This is a genomic window from Streptomyces ipomoeae 91-03, from assembly GCF_000317595.1.
GTDB lineage: Bacteria > Actinomycetota > Actinomycetes > Streptomycetales > Streptomycetaceae > Streptomyces > Streptomyces ipomoeae.
Genome location: NZ_AEJC01000029.1, coordinates 13,122 through 32,853, shown reverse-complemented (window position 1 = coordinate 32,853; position 19,732 = coordinate 13,122). Strand labels below are relative to the sequence as shown.

Sequence of the window (19,732 nt, the reverse complement as noted above, 5' to 3'; positions counted from 1 at the left end):
ACTCACCGGCACGCTCAGGGCGCTGCGCCCCGATCTGCTGGTGGCCATCGACAACGAGGGCGGCGGCATCGGCCACCTGGCGGGCGCGGGCGCCCCCGAGGTACCCGGCAACTGGGCCCTCGGTGTCGTCGACGACCCGGCGCTCACCGCCTACTGCGCCGACGCGCTCGCCGGGCACCTCGCCACGCTCGGCATCACCGTCTCCTACGCCCCGGTCGCCGACGTCCAGCGGCGGCCCGAGAACCCGATCGTCCGCACCCGCTCCTTCGGCTCGGACCCCGAGCTCGTCTCCCGGCACCTGCACGCCTGGATCGCCGCCACCGAGTCACGCGGCATCGCCTCCTGCGCCAAGCACTTCCCCGGCCACGGCGGCACGGTCACCGACAGCCACCACGAACTCGCCGTCGACCCACGGCCGTACGCCGAACTCGACCTCGCCCCCTTCCGGGCGGCGATCTCCGCGGGCGTGCCGATGCTGATGAGCGCCCACGTGGTCTTCCCTGCCCTGGACCCCGACCGCCCCGCCACCCTCAGCCCGCGTATCCTCGGCGACCTGCTCCGCGACGAACTCGGCTTCGACGGTGTGCTGGTGAGCGACGCGCTGGAGATGAAGGCCATCGCCGACCGCTACGGCGAGGCGGCCGGCGCCCGTCTCGCTCTCGCCGCCGGAGCCGACCAGGTCATCGTCGCCGTACCCGATCTCGACACGACCCTCGCCTGCCGGGACGCGGTGCTCGACGCCCTGGCCTCCGGGGAACTCTCCGAGGAGCGGGTCACGGAGGCCGCCGGACGAGTGGTGCGCCTCGCCAAGCGGTACGCGGCCCCGCCCGCCCGGCAGACGGTGGCCCGCTGGGACGGCGCCGCTGGCCTCGACGCGGCGCGCCGGGCCGTACGGAGCGGGGGGCCGCTGCCGCCGCCCGTGCCCGGCGCCCATGTCGTCGACCTCTTCCCGCCGCCGCACCCCGCCCTCAACTGGGGCGGCGAGGACCTTCTCACCGCGCTGCGCGCCCTCGACCCGACGGCCACCGGGACGGCCGTCGCCGGGCAGCCGGGGGACCCGGGCACTGTTGTGGCGCAGGCGCTGAGGGCGGCCGAGGGGCGACCCCTGGTGGTCGCCGTCTGCGATGCCGGCCTGCACCCCTGGCAGCGGCGACTGCGCGACGCGCTGCTGGCCGCACGGCCGGATGCGGTACGGGTGTCGACGGGGTTGCCCGAGCCGGGGGAGAAGGACTCCGTGCACGCCTACGGGCGGGGCCGGGTCAATCTGCGGGCGGTGGCGGAGGCGCTGGTCGGGGCGGTGTGACGGGGCTCGGTTTCGTACTTCCGGCTTCCGACCGGCTGTGGGTCGGCGCTGCCGGGGCGCCCACGGCGGGAGCGGGTCTCGCCATGGGCACCCGTGCACCTCACGCTCACTCCGCGTGGATCACCTGTGTGATACCCCGCGCCGCCAGATACTCCGTGTCCTCCGCCCGCTCCGCGAGCACCACCGCCGGCCGCGCCCCCTCCTCCCGCAGCCGCATCCATGTCTCGAAGAAGGTGCCTCCGGGCCCGGACACCGACCGCGTCGCCGGGGTGCGGTCCAGGGCCAGCGCGGTCTCCCTGACCGGCACGGACGCGGAACGACCCGGCTTGGCGCGCAGCTCCGCCACCGTCTCCGCGAGGGCGTGGGCGATCGGCTTCGGGCGGCCCGTGGAGTCGAACAGGCCCAGGGTGTACTCGAGTTCGGGGAAGTCGGCGAGGGAGCGGTCCACGTCGTGGGAGCACCACCAGGTGACGCCCCACAGGCCGGTGCAGTCCGCCGCGTTCAGGAGGGTCGCGCGGGCGAAGTCGGGCGCGTCGGCGGCCGGGATGTGCGGCTCGGGCGCGCCGGTCTCCTGCACCCAGACCGGGCGGGCGGGGTCGGTGGCGTACGCCTTGGCCAGCTCGGTCCCGTACTCGGCGAGGTGCAGCACCTGCGGGGAGCGGGGCCCGTAGCGGCGGGCGCAGTTGCCGGAGAACACCCAGGGGTGGACGGTGGTGAGGTCGCCCTTGCGGGCCGAGGCCTCGGGGGTGAAGGGGTGGTCGTCGCCGTACCAGGCGGCGTCGTACGCGGAGTGCGTGACCAGGCCCCCGCCCTCGCCCAGCCCCTCACGGGCCGCCGCGAGCAGCGTGTCCAGGTAGTGGTCCACCTCCGCCGCCGTCACCGGGTTGTGCTCGACCAGGTTGTTGAGCTCGTTGCCGAGCTGCAGGCCGATGAGGTTCGGGCGGGAGGCCAGGGCCTGGCCGAGGGTGCGCAGCAGGGTCGCCTGCGCCTCGATCGCGTCGGGGTCGGTGAACACATTGCGGTGGTGCCAGCCGCGCGTCCACTCCGGGTAGAAGTCGAAGCTCGACAGATGGCCCTGCACACCGTCCACGAGGACGTCCAGACCGAACTCGGCGGCCATGTCCACCAGCTGACAGAGCTGGTCCACGGCGGACCTGCGGACCACGCTGCGGTTGGGCTGGAGGAGCGGCCACAGATGGAAGACCCGTACGTGATCGAGGCCCAGCCCGGCGATCTGCGCCAGGTCCTCCCGGGCGAACCGCGGTTCGAAGTCGTGCCATGCGTGGAACCAGCCGCGACGCGGGGTGTAGTTGACGCCGAAGCGGAGTTCGGGAGCGGGCGGGGGCGTGCTGATGGCGTCCTCCTCGGGGCCTCGGAACACTCCAGGGACCTTGTCTGCGGCGAATGTATCAACCACCATGGGCTGCAATGAATAGTGATTTGAACCAAGAACTCGTGGTCGGCATCGACGCCGGCGGCACCCGTACGCGTGCGGTGTGCGCGTCCGCGCGCGAGGGCCGACCGCGGGGGGAGGGCGTCGCCGGGCCGGGCAACGCGCTGACCGTGCCTGTGCCGGAGCTGATCGACCACCTCGCCGAGGCGATCGCGGGTGCGGTGCCGGAGGCGTTGCGTGGCCGCGCGGTGGCGGTGGCCGGCGGTTTCGCCGGTGCGGCGCGCAGTCCTGCGGACGAGCCGGGCCGGGTTCGGGCGCAGGACGCCCTCACCGCCGCGCTGGAGCGCGTCGGTATCGCCCCGCGTTCGGTCGAGACCTACAGCGACATCGAGGCCGCGTTCGCCGGAGCGCCGGGTCACCCTGCCGATGGGCTCGCCTTGGTGGCCGGCACGGGGGCCGTCGCGGCGCGGATCGCCGATCGGGTGCTCGTCGCGACTTCCGGCGGCGATGGGTGGCTGCTCGGGGATGACGGCGGCGGGTTCTGGATCGGGCGTAGTGCGGTTCGGGCGGCCTTGCGGGCGGCGGACGGGCGGGGGCGGCCCACGGCGCTGGCGACTGCGGTCGGTCGGGCGCTTGCCCTGCCGGGGGAGACCTTGCCCCAGGGGGCGTACGGCGATGAGGGCGACGTTCGTGACCCGAGCTGGAGCCCGGCGCAGCGCGCCGCATATCGCGCCCACCTGCTCCCTGCCGTCATGGACAGGCCGCCGACCCATCTTGCCGCCCTTGCTCCGCTGGTCACTCGGGCCGCCGAGGAGAAGGACGTTGTCGCTTCGGAGATCCTTCGGGAGGCCGGGGGAGCGCTGGCCGACATGGTGGTCGCGTTGGCGCCCCGCGAGGGTGAACCGCTCGTCGTCACGGGTGGGTTGCTCGCCCCCGATGGGCCCCTGTTGACCCCGTTCACCGAGCGAATGGCTCACCTTGGCCTTGCGATCGCCCCGGTGGTCGATGGTTGCCAGGGTGCTGTGGCCCTGGCCCGCGAGGCGCTCGGCAGGGGGCTGAAAGGGGCGCTGCAGGCGCCCCCGTTTCTGAGGAGCCCGTCCCCATGACCGTCGCCCAGTCGGCCACCCCCCTCTACCGCACCCCCACCGCCCCTCTCGACTCCCGCGTCGCCGATCTCCTCTCCCGTATGACCCTGCGCGAGAAAGTCGGGCAGCTCAATCAGCGGATGTACGGCTGGGACGCCTACCGCCGCACCCCCGACGGCGGCTTCGAGCTCACCGACGCGCTGTTCGCCGAGACCGAGCGTTTCGCGGGGCTCGGTGCGCTGTACGGGTTGATGCGGGCCGACGCCTGGTCCGGGGTCGAGTACGGCAACGGGCCCGATGCCGCCGGCAGTGCCGCACTCGCCGACCTGGTGCAGCGGCATGTCGTCGAGCGGAGCCGGCTCGGTATTCCGGCGTTGTTCGTCGAGGAGGTGCCGCATGGGCACATGGCGCTCGACGGTACGGTTCTGCCCGTCAACCTGGCCGTGGGCGCCACCTGGGACCCCGGTCTGTACGAGCGGGCCGCCGCGCATGCCGCCGCCGAGCTGCGGGCCCGTGGTGGTCATGTGGCGCTCGTCTCGGCTCTCGACATCGTCCGGGATCCGCGCTGGGGGCGTACGGAGGAGTGCTTCGGTGAGGATCCGTATCTCGCGGCCCGGCTGACCGAGGCGCTGGTCAGGGGGATGCAGGGAACGCCGGGCCGGGACGGGGCCTTCGCCGCCGGCCGGGCTGCCGTCGTCCTCAAGCATTTCGCCGGTCAGGGGGCCACGGTCGGTGGTCGTAACTCCGCCGAGTCCGAACTGGGCCCGCGCGAGCTGCACGAGATCCATCTGCCCGCCGCCCGGGCCGGTGTGCGCGCCGGGGCCGCCGCCCTGATGTCGGCGTACAACGAGGTCGACGGTCTGCCCTGTTCCGGCAACCGTGCTCTGCTGACCGGGCTGCTGCGCGAGCGGTGGGGTTTCGAGGGGCTGGTGATGGCCGACGGGCTGGCCGTGGACCGGCTGGCCCGGATCACCGGTGACGCGGTGTCGGCGGGCGCCCTCGCGCTGAACTCGGGCGTGGACCTGAGCCTTTGGGACGAGGGGTTCACGCGCCTCGAAGAGGCCGTCGAGCGGGGGCTCGTCCGCGAGGACACGCTGGACGCCGCCGTGGCGCGTGTCCTGCGACTGAAGTTCCGCCTGGGGCTGTTCGAACAGCCCTACGCCCGCCCCGAGCCGCCGTCACCCGAGGCGGGCCGTGCCCTCAGCACCGACCTGGCCCGCGCCGCGGTCACACTCCTCCACAACACCGACGGCGTCCTGCCCGTACGACCATCCGTCCGGCGAATCGCCGTGCTCGGGCCGCACGCCGACACCATCGCCCACCAACTCGGCGACTACACCGCCCCGCAGCGGCCCGGCACCGGCACGAGCGTCCTCGACGGACTGCGCCGCCTCGCCCCGCCCGGCACGGACATCCGTCACGCCCCCGGCGCGGCCCTCACCGGCGACGACCTCACCGGCATCCCCGACGCGGTCGCGACGGCCGCCGCCTCCGACCTCGCCGTGCTCGTGCTGGGCGGCAGCAGCGCCCGTACGGCCGACACGGCGTTCGACGCCAACGGGGCCGCCCGTACGGTCGTCTCCGAGATGACCTGCGGGGAAGGCGTGGACCTCGCCGGGCTACGGCTGGGGGCCGCCCAGTACGCCCTCCTCGACGCCGTCACCGCGACCGGCGCCCCCACCGCGGTCGTTCTGATCCAGGGGCGCCCGCATGCGGTCCCCGAGGCGGCCGAGCGGGCCGCCGCCCTGCTCACCGCCTGGTATCCCGGCCCCTGGGGCGGCGACGCGATCGCGGAAGTGCTCCTCGGGCTGAGCGAACCCCGCGGCCGGCTCTCCGTCTCCGTCCCGCGGACGGCGGCCCGACTCCCCGTGTACTACAACCACAAGGAGACCGAGTACGGCGCCTACGTCGACGGCGGTGCCGAGCCGCTGTTCTCCTTCGGGCACGGGCTGTCGTACACGACCTTCCGATACGGACCGCCCCGACTGTCGGGCCGCACGGTCGAGGTCGACGTCACCAACACGGGGCAGCGGCACGGTCGTACCGTCGCCCAGCTCTACATCCGGCCTCTGCGCACCCCCGTCTGGCCGCGCACGCTGGAGCTTCGTGCCTTCCAGGCGGTCGATCTCGCCCCGGGCGAGTGCCGCACGGTCGGGATACGCCTCGGCGCCGACCAACTGGAGCTGGTCGGCGCCGACCTGGAGAGGACCGTACTGCCGGGGACGTCGTTCGAGGTCCGGGTCGCCGGGTCCGCGCGGGAGGCGCTGACGGCGCCACCGCTCGTGGTGGAACAGCGGGTCTGAGCGATCAGAGCTTCACGGCCCCCGAGGAGACGCCCTTGTAGAACCACCGCTGGGTGATCACGAACAGCACCAGTACGGGGACCACCGAGATCACCGAGCCGGCCATGACCAGCCGTTGGTCGTAGCCGAAGGAGGAGGACTGGAGGCGGGCCAGGCCCAGGGTGAGGGTGAAGTGGTCCTCGGTGCGCAGCACGATCAGGGGCCAGAGGAAGTCGTCCCAGGCGCTGATGAAGGTGTTGATGGTGACGACGAGGATCGCGCCCCACGCGGACGGCAGATACAGGTACCGGAACCGCTTCCACTCGCCCGCCCCGTCGAGCATCGCCGCGTCCTCGATCTCGCGCGGGACGGCGAGGAACGCGGCCCGCATGATGAGGACGTTGATGGCGGCGACGAAGCCGGGCAGCCAGACGCCGACCAGGTTGTCGACCAGGCCCAGGTCACGGATGCTCAGGAACAGCGACACCATGATGGACTCGAAGGGGAACATCATGGACGCCATCAGCAGCACCCACACCAGCTTCCGGCCCTTCCAGCAGGGCTTGGAGAGCATATAGCCGGCGAGGGTGGAGAAGATCAGCTGGCTGCCGACCGACAGGATGACGACGATCGTGCTGTTGCGGATGTACGTCCACACCGGGACCTGGTCGAACACCTGACGGTAGGCGTTCAGGGTCGGATGCCGGGGGAACAGTGAGGCGCCCGCGCCGAACACGTCCTCACCGGCGCCCTTCAGCGATGACAGCAGCTGCCACACCAGCGGACCGCCGGTGATGCCGAGCACGAAGAACAACAGCAGGTAGCGGACGACGAGTTCACGGGGGCGGCCGTAGTCGCGCCAGCGGGGCATCAGGCGGCGCCGCTTCGGCTCGGTCACCACGGAGGTCACGGAAGTCTCGGCGGTCGTCATGCCTCGTCCTCCTTCGTCAGGCGCTGTGCGAGCAGCGTGAGGCCCAGGGTGAGTGCGAAGAGGGCGACGCTGACCGCCGAGCCGTAGCCGGCGTTGCCGGTGAGGGGGTCGAGGGCGACGTCCCGGATGTAGAAGGGGAGGGTGCGGTCGGCGCCGCCGGGGCCGCCGGTGGAGCCGCCGAGCATGTAGATCTCGGTGAAGACACGCAGCGAGCCGATGCCCGTGAGGGTGCCGACCAGCATCATCGAGGTGCGTACACCGGGCACGGTGACATGCCAGAAGCGGCGGATCGCGCCCGCGCCGTCCACCGAGGCGGCCTCGTGCAGTTCCTTGGGGACGTTCCCGAGGGCGGCCAGGTAGAAGATCATGTACCAGCCGAGGCCCTTCCACAGCGTCAGGCCCATCGCCGACAGCAGGATCAGCCAGGAGTCGGAGAGGAAGGGGATGGCCTCGCGGATGATGTGGGCCTTCTGCAGCCAGGTGTTGACCAGGCCCTGGTCGCTCAGCAGCCACTGCCAGCTCAGGCCCACGACCACGCTGGAGGCGAGGACCGGGGTGTAGAAGGCGGAGCGGAAGAAGCCGATGCCCGGCAGGTTCTTCTCCACCAGTACGGCCAGCGTCAGCGGCAGCAGCACCATCAGCGGGACCACGATCACCGCGTACAGCAGACTGTTGCGGGTGGCGAGCCAGAAGTCCGGGTCGTCCAGCATCCGCGTGTAGTTGTCCAGGCCCACGAACGACGCGGCGCCCCCGAGCGGCTTGGCGTCGGTGAAGGACAGCAGCAGCGTGTTGAGGAACGGGTAGACGCCGAAGACCGTGACCCCGATGATCGCCGGGGACATCCACAGCCAGGGCAGCCACCAGCGCCGGTAGAGCGCCGCGCCGCCCGCGTCGGCCGACGGGCCCGGCCTGACGGCCCGCAGCAACCGCCGTACGCCGGTGGGGCGTTCGGGGGCCCGGGGGCCCGGCTCCGCGACCTTCGCGGAGCCGGGTACCGGGGTCAGGGTTCGTGCCGCCATGCTCAGCTGCCCTGCTCGATCAGCGCGTTCATCTTCTTCTGGGCCTCGTCGAGGGCGTCCTGGGCGCTCTTCTTGCCCTGCATGGCGAGCTGCACCTGGGCCGTGACGGCGTTCAGCTCGCCCGGCGTGAGGGCGATCTCGTCGGCGGTCGCCGTCTTGCGGTCACTGGCGACGATCTTGCGGGCCTCGGCGAACGGGTCGTCGCCCTTGACCGACTGGAAGAACGGGTCGTCGAGCGAGGCCGTGGTCGACGGGAAGATGACCACGTTCGGGTCCTTCGCCCACTCCAGCTGGTTCTCCGCGTTGGTCAGGAACTGCGCGAAGGACAGCGCCGTGGCGGCGTTCTTGCTCGTGGAGGCGACACCGATGTACTGCGGGGCGCCCACGGTGTGCCCGAGGGCGTCCAGCGGGTAGCGGGCGACACCGGTCTGCTTGTAGACGCTCGGGTTGTTCTGCTCGATGAAGCGGAGGAAGTTCGGGTTGGTCGAGCCGTAGACCAGCTTGCCCTGCCCGTACACCGTGGACGCGTCCTGGTTGGAGGAGAGCGAGTCGCGGGGCATCGCGCCGGCCTTGTACAGCTTGGTCATCCCCTCGACCCACTGCGCGGTCTTCGGGTCCTCGGCGAAGGTGAACTTCTTGCCGTCGTCGGAGAGGACCTTGATGCCCATCTGCTGCCAGTCGGCGGGGATGCGCAGCTGCGGATTGGCGAGGAAGGCGTAGTACTTGCCGTCCGAGACCTTCGCTATCTTCTCCGCGTCGTCGAACAGGCCGAGGATGGTCGTCGGAGGTTTGGCCGGATCGAGGCCCGCCTTCTTCATCAGCTCGGTGTTGAAGGTCTGCACGATGCCGCCGGAGTACCACGGCAGCACACTGTGCACCTTGGTGCCGTCGCCCTGGGCATAGGTGCTCGACTTCCACATCGACTCGGTGAACGGCTTCCCGGCGTCCGGGGCCTTCTCGTCCAGGTTCAGCAGATAGCCGTTCTTGGTCAGCGCGACCGCCGTGTTGACGTTGATGTTCACCACGTCGGGCAGCGTGCAGGCCTGTGCGTCGGCGACCAGCCGCTGGGTGAAGGTGGCGTCGCCCGGGTCGTCGACCCACTTGACCTCCGTGTCGGGGTGGGCCTTCTCGAAGGCCTTGATGACGCCGTTGAAGTAGTCGCCGAAGTCCTTCTTCAAGTTGGTCGTCTGGAAGGTGATGGAGCCCTTCACCTCGCCGGTGAGCTTCCCGGACCCGACATTGCCCTTGTCGACCTCGCAGCCTCCCGCCGTGGCGGAGCCGTCGTCGGATCCGCCGCCGGACAGGCCGCAGCCGGCGGCCGTCAGTGACAGAACGACGAGACAGGCCAGGGAGCCGGACAGTCTTCTCACACGCATGGGGTGTCCTCCTGCGACCAGTGGTTGGATCAAATCACCAACTTGGACTCCGATTGATGAAAAGGTGGACCAGAATTCATCGGAGGTCAATGGGTGTTCGTGTTGCGTTTGGGTTCCGTATTCGGCATGCGGCTCAGTGCCGGTGCTCATGGTCCGGATGCGTCGGATCACCGGGGTGCTCGTGCCCATGGGCGTACACGACGTCGGCCCGGGCCCGGTCCAGCCAGTCGAAGAAGGCGCGTCGGCCCGCCGCCCGCCGCAGCTCCCGCGCCACGTCGTCCCGCACCCGCTCGTACGGCACGAAGTCGTCCGGCGCCGCCCCGCCGTAGGGGTCGACACCACGTCGTAGCGCGTCCCGGGTGAGGTAGCGGTCCCGGTTGCGCTCGTAGTAGTCCCGTACGGCGTCCTCCGGCACCTGCTGCTCGGCCTCCAGCGCCGCCAGCAGGGTGCGCGCGGCCGGGGAGTGCGCGAGGGCCACCGCGACGATGCTGCCGAGGTCGGCGACATCGGCCCCCGCCACGGCGAGCGCCCGCGCCGGGGCCACCTCCTCCGGCGGCGCCAGTCCCCGCGCCGCACAGGCCCGCCGGGCCAGCTCGTCGGCGACCACGACCTGCGTCGCCCACCGCCTGCGCTGCCGCTCGGCCCGCGCGAACGCCTCCGGGCGCGTCTGTCGGTCCCGCGCCGGTACGGCGTCCAGCACGGCGTCGACGCGTTCCTTCGATACGGCTTCACCGGCCACCACGGCGGCGATCCGCTCCCCCGAGCCGATCTCGTCCTCCACCACGCCGGTGTGCTCGCTCAAGGCGTCACCTCCAGCACGACCGCCTCGGTATAGGCGACACAGCCGTGCCAGCCCACCTTCGCCATCAGCCAGTACGACCCCGGCGGTACGGCGGAGCCGTCCACCTCCACCGCGCACTCCAGCGACTCCCCGGCCGCCACGGTGAACCCCTGGCAGCCCGGCGCCACCCCGGCCCAGGTGCCCCAGGAGGACACGGCCCACAGGGTGCCATTGACGGGCCCCCGGGTGGTGTTCCGCAGGGTCACCGGGACGCTCACCCGCTCACCCCGGCGCACGGTGACCCGTTCGACGCCCAGCTCGGTCACCAGCGTCGGGCCGGTGCGCCCGTCCGGCTCGCCCTCCGGCACGGTCCCCGGCACATCCAGCGCCACGACGTCCTCGTACGTCTGCCCGCCGTACGTCAGCCGCGCGGCGAGCCGGTGCCGTCCGGGCGCGGCGTCCGGCGGGGGCGTCACCGTGATGTCGGTGAGGGTGAAGCCGCCGGGGCCGAGCGCGTACGGCAGTGCGGCGGGCTCGGTGGACCAGCCGGGCGGCACGTCCAGCCGGACCGTGCCGGAGACGGGCGCGTCGGTCAGCTCCGAGGAGACCCGGACGGTCGCGGTCACGGGCCCGGAGACGGTGAGCGCGGACGGCGAGACGTACACGGCCACCGGCATGTTGCCGCGCGGGGCGGGTCCGGAGTTGTGCAGCCAGTAGCGGGTGTGGACCGGCTGGGCGGGTTCGTGGGCGGCGATTCCCGGGCCGGGGGTCGGTTGTGTGTCCTGCGGGTCCGCAACGGGGTGTGCGTCCTGCGGGCTCACAGCGGGGCGTGCGTCCGGTGGGCTCACAGTCGGGCGTGCGTCCTGTGGGGTGGCCAGGACGGTGGCGACCTCGAAGCCGGTCAGGCCGATGTCCACTCCGCCGTCGGGGCTCAGCGCCTCCCCGGGGTTCTCCAGTACGTCCGCCCGCGTCGCGTCCGCCCAGGCCGGCGGGCCGGTGACACGCGCCCGCACCGGCCGCCCGTCCACCTCGTGCAGCCGCACGACGACCCCCTCGGCCGGGTCCACGGGAGTGGAGCCGCCCCCGGCGAGCGGCGAACCGGCCGGCTTGAGGGCGTCGAGGAGGACCCGCCCCTCGGGCTCCAGCGCCAGCAGGGTCGCCGTGCGCGGCAGCGCGGCGGCCTCCTCGGCGGTGGGGCGCAGCCGGGCGGTGAGCGGATGGTTGAAGGCATGGCCCCTCTGCGGCAGCCGCAGCTCGCGCCAGTCGCCCTCGCCCGCGACGACGGCGTACTCGAAGGTGTGCGACCAGCGCTGGAGCTGGAAGCCCGAGCCGTCGGGGGCGGTGCGGCGGGGCGGGTCGACCCAGATGCCGGAGGGCCAGCCGGTGCAGGAGCGCATCAGGGACATGTAGAGGTCGCCGGAGGAGGTGACCACACAGCCGGGCGTGCCCCGGTTGAGGAGGGCGAAGCCGCGCCCGTCCCAGGCGTCGCCGGGCGGCAGGGCCTCGCCGCCGCCCGCCGCCGTGGCCCGTACGGTCGCGTCGTCGAGGTCGGCGATCAGGGCGTCCACCGCCTTGGCGTCGTCCTCGGGCTGGGCGCCCGCCACCACCAGCAGCGGCAGCCGTTCGAGGTCACGCAGGTCGGCGCCGGGCACCCACTCCTCGCGCAGGCTCGCGCGCGGCGCGACCCAGACCGCCGCGATGCCGTCCTCGGCGAGCTGTCGGCGCAGTTCACGGGCCGCCGCCGGGTCCCAGCCGAGGGCTTCGGCGACCAGCGGGTTGCGGTCGGGGCCGCCGACGGCGATCCGGATGTCGGGCAGGTTGGAGTCGACCTCCAGGTCGCCGTAGCGGGGGCCGCCGGCGATCGTCGATGTGGCCGTGACACCGGCCCGGACGAGGGCGGCGGCCAGCGGGGTGCCCAGTTCGCCGGCGGCATCCCAGTCGGCGTGGATCAGCTCGGCCACGCCGATCGACCGGTGGCCGAGGAGCCGTCCGGTGTCGTCGTGGACGGCGACGCGGGCCGTGGAGCCCAGCCCGAACCAGGTGTTGGCCGGGTTGTCGAGCGTCCATGGGAACCGCTCGCTGTCCACCTCCACGAAACCGAAGCCGCGCCCGATCACCGCGTCGGCCACCTCGTGCACCGGCAGTCCGCCCCGCACGTCCGAGGGCCAGCGCACCCGGATCAGCCGGTCGGCGCCGTCGTAGCCGTCGATCGTGGTCGACACGTCGAGCCGGTCGACGCCCGCCCACAGCGTCAGCCGCTGGGTGTAGTGGAAGAGGCCGAGGTCGGCGCGGACGGTGATCCTCGACCCTGCGGGTGAGTGTGCGACATCGATGTCAGCCGTCACGTCCCGGCTGCGGGCGGCGGTGGTGCCGGTCGGGGTGAGATGCCAGGGGCCCTCGCCGAAGCGGGGGTGGCGTGGGTACTCCTCCTGTACGATCAGCTCGTTGCCGATGTCCCCGGCGCGCAGCAGCTCCCGGCCGCCCTCGGTGAGCGCGCGCAGACCGCTGACGCCGCCGCCGCGCGCGGGGTCGACCGTGACCTCGTAGAACTCGTTGCGGATCGTGGTGCCCTCGCCGGGCGTCCATGCGGGCACCGAACCCTCGGCGAGGGAGAGGGCCTTCAGACCCATGCCGGGCACGTCCGGGACCACGACCTTCAGCTCGCCGTCCTCGCGCACGGCGGGCAGCGGCAGCCCGGTGAGGTCCAGCGGGACGAGCCCCGGATCGGCGACCGTCAGCACGTCCCGGCGCTGCCAGGTCGCGGAGTTGAAGACGACCAGGTCCGGGGCGCCGCCGGGCAGCGGGGCGACCCGGCGGGCCAGCGCGTCGGTGGCGTCGGCGTGCACGGTCTCGGCGAGGTCGTACAACTCCCGCCAGCCGGTGAGCAGATCGATGTAGACCTGGTCCGACTCCGAGCCGGTGATGGCGTCGTGGTGGGCGCCGTAGATCAGCTGCCGCCAGGCCTTGTCGAGAGCGGCGTCCGGATAGGGGTGCCCGGTGGTGAGGGAGGCGAGGGTCGCCCAGGCCTCGGCGTCGGCGAGCAGGGTCTCGCCGTGGCGCTGGGCCTGCTTGGTGTCGATGTAGGAGACGTCCTTGCCGGTGTAGACCGGGTTCATGTCCCGGGTCTGCGGCGACGCCTTGCGGCCCTCGGCCGCCAGCTCGGCGCGGACGGCGGCGAAGAAGTCCTTCGGCAGGGCGCTGATGAACCGCGGCCACACATACCGCTCGTTCCAGTCGCGGTGGATGGCCATCACCCAGCGGCACGGCGGCGCGTAGTCCCCGCCGACCGGCAGCAGCACGTTCCGGGTGAGCGCGACCTGCTTCAGCCCCTTGAACAGCTTGAGCGCGGCGGCCTCCGCCTCGGGCAGGGTCGGCGCGTTGTCGATCGCCCAGCCGGCGCCGTAGTGGTTCACCATGTACGCCGTCAGCAGCCCGCGCCCGGACGGGGCGATCCAGTCGAACTCGGCCGGGAACTGCATCCGGTTCGGATCGCGCGGCTCCTCGCCGAACACCGACAGCGTCGGACCCCACTGGTGGAACGGCCCGCGCGCCCATGAACTGGACGAGATGCCCGCGTCCGCCATCAGCCCCGGGAACTGCGGATCGTGCCCGAACGCGTCCAACTGCCAGGCGGTCTCGGGCGCCGCGCCCATGATGCGGCGCTGGAAGCCGTCGCCGTACAGGGCGTTGCGGATGGTGGCCTCGGCGCCGGTGAGGTTGGTGTTGGGCTCGTTGTAGGTGCCGCCCATGATCTCGACGCGGCCGGTGCGGATCAGCTGCCGCAGGAAGGCCCGCTCCTCCGGGAAGGCGTCCCAGTAGGGCTTGAGGTAGTCGACCTCCGCGAGCACGAAGGTGTACGCCGGGTCGCGCCGGGCCAGATCGCAGTGGGCCCGCACCAGGCTCATCCCGGACTGGCCGCGCGAGTCGAAGGTACGGGCGGGCAGCCCGCTGGTGGCCGGGTCGTCGGCGACGTCCCAGGTCTCGGTGTAGGCGGCCTGGGTGTTCCACCAGACCGGGTCGTAGTGGAAGTGGCTGACCATGAACATGGTCCAGCCGGGCTCGGCGGCGATGAACTCGGCGGCGTGGTGCACGAGTCGGCCCGCGCCCGCGTCCTCGGCGGTGATCGTGACGGCACGGCGCTCGCCGGGCGCGAGCCCTTCGGCGGTCACGGACATCTCGGCGCGTACGGTGCCGTCGTCACCCACGGTCGCGACGGTCTCCCCGACGCCGCGGACGCCCTGGCCCTTCACGGTCAGCACGACCGGACGGCCGGGGAGATGTTCGAGCTCGACGGCCAGGACCTGGTGCGGATGCTCGGCGCTACCGGTGAAGAGCTCGGTCGACTCGGCAGAGATGACGCGCATGGGGCTCCTACGAGTGCTCGGCGGAGCCCCATCCTGGCATCGCGGAATGATTCAATCAACCATGAGTTGTCATCTCGGGTGATTCATTCATGCGCCGATACGTCTCCCGGGAGGCTCGACCGTCCCCCTCGGGCGCGCTCAGCGACCGCGCCGCGACTTCTGCGCGTGCTGTTTGGCGATGTGGTCGGTCAGTGCCAGCGAGGCGCTGGCCCGCTGGTAGGTGAGCTGGGCGACCCGGACGTACAGGCAGTCGACGAGCGTCAGCACCGAGTGGCGCGCTCCGATGCCCTCGGGGCGGAAGCTGGTCTCCGCGGAGGAGGAGACGAGCCGGATGTCGGCGGACCGGGCGAGCCGTGAGCGCGGGTCGGAGGTCAGGGCGATGGTGGTGGCGCCGCGCTCCTTGGCCAGTTCGAAGGGCTCGATGACCTCGCGCGTCGAGCCGGAGTGGGAGATGCCGATGGCGACGTCCGCCGGGGTGAGCAGGGCGGCGGAGGTGGTCGCCGCGTGCACCTCGGTCCAGCCGCGCACCGAACAGCCGATGCGGAACAGCCGTGTCTCGGTCTCCCAGGCGACCGCGCCACTGCCGCCGACACCGTAGACGTCCACGCGCCGGGCACGGGCCACGGCCTGGGCGGCCCGCTCGATCGCGTCCAGGTCGATCCGGTCGATGGTCTGCTGCACCGCCCGCAGATCCGCCGTGCCGACGACCTGCACGACCCGTTCCAGGCTGTCGTCGGGGGAGATGTCCGGGCCGATCTCGGCGGTGCCCCAGTCGGAGGCCTCGCCACGGCCGCGCTCCTGGGCCAGTTCGATCAGCAGATGCTGGTACGAGTCCAGGCCGATGGCACGGCAGAAACGGGTCACGGTCGCCTGGGACGTACCCGTGCGGCGGCCCAGTTCGGCGGCCGAGCAGTGGGTGACGGCGGCCGGATCCTCGAGGATCAGCTCGCCCACCTTCCGCAACGAGCCGGCCAGCCGCGGCAACTCGGTGCGAATCAGGGTGGTGACGTCGGTGGAGGGCATGAAGAGAAGGTATCAGCCACCGATCCGACCTCCAGGTGAATACCAGGACCGGGAGCGGGCGCTCGGCGATTCACAACCTCCCTGCCACCCGTCGACACATTGCCCGTGGCGCACGGCGTGTGATTTATTGATTCACGAATGATGATGCATGAGGTGGTTCAATCCACCAGTGGGGAGTGTCAGGTGTCCGACGAGTCCGCCAACGAGTCCGTGACCGAGCCGGTGAACGCCGAACGCTTCGCGCGCGAGGGCCTGACCGCCCTCCGTCACCTCACCGAGTCGGCCCGCACGGACGTGACCCGCGCCGCCGAACTCATCGCCGACTGCGTGCGCGCCGACGGCGTCGTCCAGGCCTTCGGCACCGGTCACTCCCAGGCACTCGTCCTCGAACTCGCCGGCCGCGCGGGCGGACTGGTCCCCACCAACCGCCTCAGCATCGCCGACCTGGTCCTCTACGGCGGCGACCACCCGAGCGCCCTCGACGACCCGCTCCTCGAACGCAAGCCCGGCATCGCGGCCCGCCTCTACGACCTCGCCGCGCCCCGCCCCCAGGACCTCTTCGTCGTCATCTCCAACTCCGGTGTCAACAACGTGATCGTGGAGATGGCCCTCCACGTCAAGGAACACGGCCACCGTCTGCTGGCGATCACCTCCCTCTCCCACACCCGGGCCGTCCCGGCCGGTCACCCCAGCGGCAAGAAGCTCGCCGACCTCGCCGACGTCGTCCTCGACAACGCGGCTCCACGCGGTGACGCCCTCCTCGAACTCCCCGGCGGCGGCGCGGTCTGCGCCCTGTCCACGCTCACCGGTGTCCTGCTGGTCCAGATGGCGGTCGCCGAGGCCACCGGCCGACTCCTCGCCTCCGGCGACCGCCCCCCGGTCTATGTCTCCGCCAACGTGCCCGGCGGCTTCGAGAGCAACCTGGAACTGGAGCGGCGGTACGCCGGACGCATCCGGCGCACCGCCGGTTGAGCCCTACGGCACCGGTACCGGCGTGAGCGCGACGGCCAGCGGATAGGCGCCGGTCGGCAGCGGTGTACCGGTGGTGTCGCTCGCCGTGTCGACGGGGACCAACGTGTTGCCGTCGGCCGTGGTGACGTACACGGTGGCGCCGTTCCAGTCCGGCGCCACATCGAACGCCGACCTCCCGACCGTCACCGGAGTACCCGGCGCGCCCGTAGCCGTGTCGACGGGCGTGACCGTCGAACCGGTGCTGGGGCTGACCCACAGCGTCCGGCCGTCCGGCGAGAGGGCGAGCCCGTAGGCCTGACCGGTGACGAGCAGCGTGGGCTCCGTGTCGTTGGTGGCGGTGTCGATCGGAGTGACCGTCGAACCACCGGAGTTGGACACATAGACCCGCTTGCCGTCGGGCGCGGCCACCACGTTGAACGGACGCGGCCCGACCGGGATCGCGGGACCGGCCGCATGGTCCGTGAGGTCGACCGGACTGACCGTGTTGTCGTGGATGTTGGCCACGTACAGGGTCCTGCCGTCGGGCGTGATCGCCATGTTCTCGGGCCCGTCGCCGACCGCGACCGTCGCCCCCGCCGTGAGCGTCCCGGTGTCGATGGGCTGCACGGTGCCGTCGGTGTAGTTGGCGACCCAGAGCGTGGAGCCGTCCGGCGTGAGGGCGAGCCCGGCGGGGACCCGGCCCACGGCGACGCTCGCCGTGACTCTGCCGCTCGCCACATCGATCACGCTCACCGAGTCCGCCCCCTGGTTGGCGGCATAGGCGGTACGCCCGTCCGCGCTCACCACCACCTCACCGGGGTTGGCACCCACCTTGATCCCGGTGCTCCTCCCGGACGGCAGATCGACCGAACTGACCGACGCCCCACTGAAGTTGGCGGTCAGCGCCCGAAACGTGCCCGTACCCTCGGTGACCTGGACGGGGACGGCCCGGGTGAGGACGCCGTCGCCACCCGACACCACCACGGAACGGACCCCTTGCGAGGCGTTCTCACCGGCCGTGAAGGTGACGGTCGCTGTGGCGCTGCCCCCGGCCGGTACGGAGACGGTGCCGCTGTCCGGGGCGGCGGTGACACCATCGGGCACGGTCAGCTTCCACGAGACCGACCGGGCGGAGGCGGACCGCTTGCCGGACAGGGTGAGCGTCACGGTCCTCGCCTCGCCCGGCCGCAAGGAGAGCGAGCCGGGGCTGAAGGAGGCGTCGACGCCCGGATCGGGGGCGTTCTCCAGCATGGTCGTGTAGAGGAACTGCTCCATGACCCCCGGCGAGACCTGCTGAGGTATGGCGTCCAGTGCCTTCCGCTCACTCCGCAGCCGCGCGTAGTACCGCGACACGGCCTCGTCGTCGCCCCGCTTGTTGGCCAACAGCAGCTCCACGGCGGTCAGTCCGGCGTCACCGTACGCGCCCAGCTTGTCGAGCCAGGCCGAAGTCTCCGCGAGGAAACCGGGGTTGGCGAGGTGCGCGCGCAACTGCTCGGGTGTGGCGGCCATGTCGGAGAAGTACGCCTTGAGCGCGGCGGCGGCCCGGTCGAGACCGCTGTCCTGCTCGTACGCCTCGCGGAAGTCGGCGATGAGAGGGGCGAGCGTGGGTGACTCGGTCGGGTCGAGCTGGGAGGAGTAGTTGTTCTCGGCGAAGATCCGCACCCATTTCGCCGCACGCGGGCCGGCGAGGTCGCGGACCGAGGCGAGGAACGCGGCGCGGGGGTCGTAGGCGTACGGGTTCCAGAGGTGGGCGGCGGAGGTGAACAGCGCGAGTCGGCTCGCCTGGCCCTGGACCATGGGATTGGCGGTCACCCCGGTGGCGGCGCTCGCCACGCCCGCGTCCCGGCCCGTGTAGGGGCCGAGCAGCAGACGGCTGGTGACGTAGTCGTTGACCGGGTAGTTGTCCCAGATCAGGATCGGATGGCCGTACACCTCGCGGGCCTGCTTCACCTGCTCGGTGGTGATGGTGGGGGCGATCACGCCGACGCCGGTCCACTCCACGACCACATCCGGGTCCAGCTTCTCCCGCAGGGCCGTCTTGTACGGGGTGTCGGCCAGGTCGGAGTACTCGGTCGGCACCATTTCGAGGGGCTGGAGCCCGATGGGGGTCCCCCCGCTCGAGCGAAGTCGAGAGTGGGGGAGGCCGGCGGAGAAGTCCTGCCACGCCTCGTTGATCAGATGGGCCTGAGCGGTCCCGGCCGCCCCGCCTCCGCTGCCGAACTTCTCCTCGTCGGCCGCGCAGTTCCACTTGGTGTAGCTGATGTCGTCCAGCGGGATCGCGAAGGACCGTACGCCGATGTCGTACAGCGAGGCGAACTTGTGGACGAGGGCGGCGATGTCGTCGGCGGAGGAGTAGCAGACCGACAGGCCGGGGGAGAGGGCGTAGGTGAACCGGACGTGGTTGGCGTCGGCCCGGTCGACCAGTTCCGTGAGCTGCTTCAGTTCGGCGGCCGGGTACTCGTCCCGCCAGCGTTCCCGCAAGTAGGGGTCGTCCTTGGGGGAGTAGACGTACACGTTCTGCTTCGTACGCCCGTAGAAGTCGAGTTGGCTCAGCCGCTCGGTGTGCGTCCAGGGGGTGCCGTAGAACCCTTCGACGACACCGCGCAGTTGGGCGGTGGGCCAGTCGCGGACGGTGACGTCCGGCAGGCGGCCCTTGGTGACCAGTTGCCGGAGGCTCTGGGCGGCGTAGAAGGTGCCGGTCGGATCGGAGCCGGAGAGGGCGAGGAGGGGGCCGCCGGTCGTGCGCCCGGAGGCGAGGACGTAGCCGCCGGAGGGGAGGCCGGTGGGGGAGGGGGCGCCGAGGCGTTTCAGGGCGCGGGCGGTGGCCGGGTTCTCCGTCGGGCCGCCCAGGTAGACGGTGAGCCCGGCGGAGGGCGGCCGTTGCCCGGCGGGAACGGGGACGATGCGCTCGGCCCCGGCCTCCCGCAGTACCGCCTCGACGACCCGGCGGGCGGAGGGGTCCGAGTCCGCCCCGACGACCTCGACCACTCGCTTCGGCACGGCGACGGAGCCCCGGCCCGCGTCGACGTCCTGAGGCGTGGGCCAGATCTTCGGCAACGTTGTCGGGCTGGGGGTCGCTGTGGATGAGGCCGACGTGGGGTGGGGTGAGGTGAGGGAGAGGCCGAGGGCCAGCAGCAAGGGCAAGGTCAGGCGTCTGCCCAGGACGCGTCCGCCCAGGGCGTGGATGAATGAATCCATCGAGGCATGCTAGAGATGCCGAATCA

General features: G+C 72.0%; 12 protein-coding genes. 4 read left to right on the top strand and 8 right to left on the bottom strand.

Going from position 1 to position 19,732, the window contains the following annotated elements; genetic code table 11:
- A partial coding sequence (locus STRIP9103_RS01765; protein WP_048819512.1) for a glycoside hydrolase family 3 protein occupies positions 1 to 1,303 on the top strand: 1,303 nt, incomplete at its 5' end.
- A gap of 106 nt (positions 1,304 to 1,409) precedes the next feature.
- Here STRIP9103_RS01765 and STRIP9103_RS01760 read toward each other — a convergent pair.
- On the bottom strand, positions 1,410 to 2,723 hold the full coding sequence (locus STRIP9103_RS01760) for a glycoside hydrolase 5 family protein (protein ID WP_048819511.1): 1,314 nt from the start codon (positions 2,721 to 2,723) through the stop codon (positions 1,410 to 1,412).
- 20 nt (positions 2,724 to 2,743) lie between these two features.
- On the opposite strand from STRIP9103_RS01760, the gene STRIP9103_RS01755 reads away from it, so the two are divergent.
- Together STRIP9103_RS01755 and STRIP9103_RS01750 are read left to right on the top strand one after the other, a co-directional pair.
- Positions 2,744 to 3,802, top strand: a complete 1,059-nt coding sequence (locus tag STRIP9103_RS01755; protein ID WP_009295146.1) for an N-acetylglucosamine kinase — start codon at positions 2,744 to 2,746, stop codon at positions 3,800 to 3,802.
- On the top strand, positions 3,799 to 6,084 hold the full coding sequence (locus STRIP9103_RS01750) for a glycoside hydrolase family 3 N-terminal domain-containing protein (protein WP_009295186.1): 2,286 nt from the start codon (positions 3,799 to 3,801) through the stop codon (positions 6,082 to 6,084). Before STRIP9103_RS01755 ends, STRIP9103_RS01750 begins: the two co-directional genes overlap by 4 nt.
- A 4-nt stretch (positions 6,085 to 6,088) precedes the next feature.
- Here the strand turns inward: STRIP9103_RS01750 and STRIP9103_RS01745 are convergent, their stop codons facing one another.
- From STRIP9103_RS01745 to STRIP9103_RS01720, 6 genes are all read right to left on the bottom strand, one after another.
- Entirely contained in the window at positions 6,089 to 6,994 is a 906-nt protein-coding gene (locus STRIP9103_RS01745; protein WP_009295181.1) for a carbohydrate ABC transporter permease, read from the bottom strand.
- Positions 6,991 to 8,013 carry a carbohydrate ABC transporter permease gene (locus tag STRIP9103_RS01740; RefSeq protein WP_009295152.1) on the bottom strand — a complete coding sequence of 341 codons (1,023 nt, stop codon included), beginning with the start codon at positions 8,011 to 8,013 and terminating at the stop codon, positions 6,991 to 6,993. Before STRIP9103_RS01740 ends, STRIP9103_RS01745 begins: the two co-directional genes overlap by 4 nt.
- Before the next feature lie 2 nt (positions 8,014 to 8,015).
- A complete protein-coding gene (locus tag STRIP9103_RS01735) occupies positions 8,016 to 9,389 on the bottom strand; it encodes an extracellular solute-binding protein (RefSeq protein ID WP_009295168.1) in 1,374 nt (457 codons plus the stop codon).
- A 133-nt stretch (positions 9,390 to 9,522) separates the two neighbouring features.
- Positions 9,523 to 10,191, bottom strand: coding sequence for a hypothetical protein (locus STRIP9103_RS01730; protein WP_009295147.1), 669 nt, complete (start codon positions 10,189 to 10,191; stop codon positions 9,523 to 9,525).
- A complete protein-coding gene (locus STRIP9103_RS01725) occupies positions 10,188 to 14,534 on the bottom strand; it encodes a glycoside hydrolase family 38 N-terminal domain-containing protein (RefSeq protein ID WP_048819509.1) in 4,347 nt (1,448 codons plus the stop codon). The genes STRIP9103_RS01730 and STRIP9103_RS01725 overlap by 4 nt, the downstream gene beginning before the upstream one ends.
- Positions 14,535 to 14,672: 138 nt before the next feature.
- Positions 14,673 to 15,557, bottom strand: a complete 885-nt coding sequence (locus tag STRIP9103_RS01720) for a MurR/RpiR family transcriptional regulator (RefSeq protein WP_009295183.1) — start codon at positions 15,555 to 15,557, stop codon at positions 14,673 to 14,675.
- 183 nt (positions 15,558 to 15,740) lie between these two features.
- Here STRIP9103_RS01720 and STRIP9103_RS01715 point away from each other — a divergent pair, with 183 nt between their 5' ends.
- Entirely contained in the window at positions 15,741 to 16,529 is a 789-nt protein-coding gene (locus STRIP9103_RS01715) for a sugar isomerase domain-containing protein (protein ID WP_009295164.1), read from the top strand.
- Between the two features lie 3 nt (positions 16,530 to 16,532).
- On the opposite strand, the gene STRIP9103_RS01710 is transcribed toward STRIP9103_RS01715, so the two are convergent.
- On the bottom strand, positions 16,533 to 19,706 hold the full coding sequence (locus STRIP9103_RS01710; RefSeq protein WP_009295178.1) for a beta-N-acetylglucosaminidase domain-containing protein: 3,174 nt from the start codon (positions 19,704 to 19,706) through the stop codon (positions 16,533 to 16,535).
- Between the last annotated feature and the right edge of the window lie 26 nt (positions 19,707 to 19,732).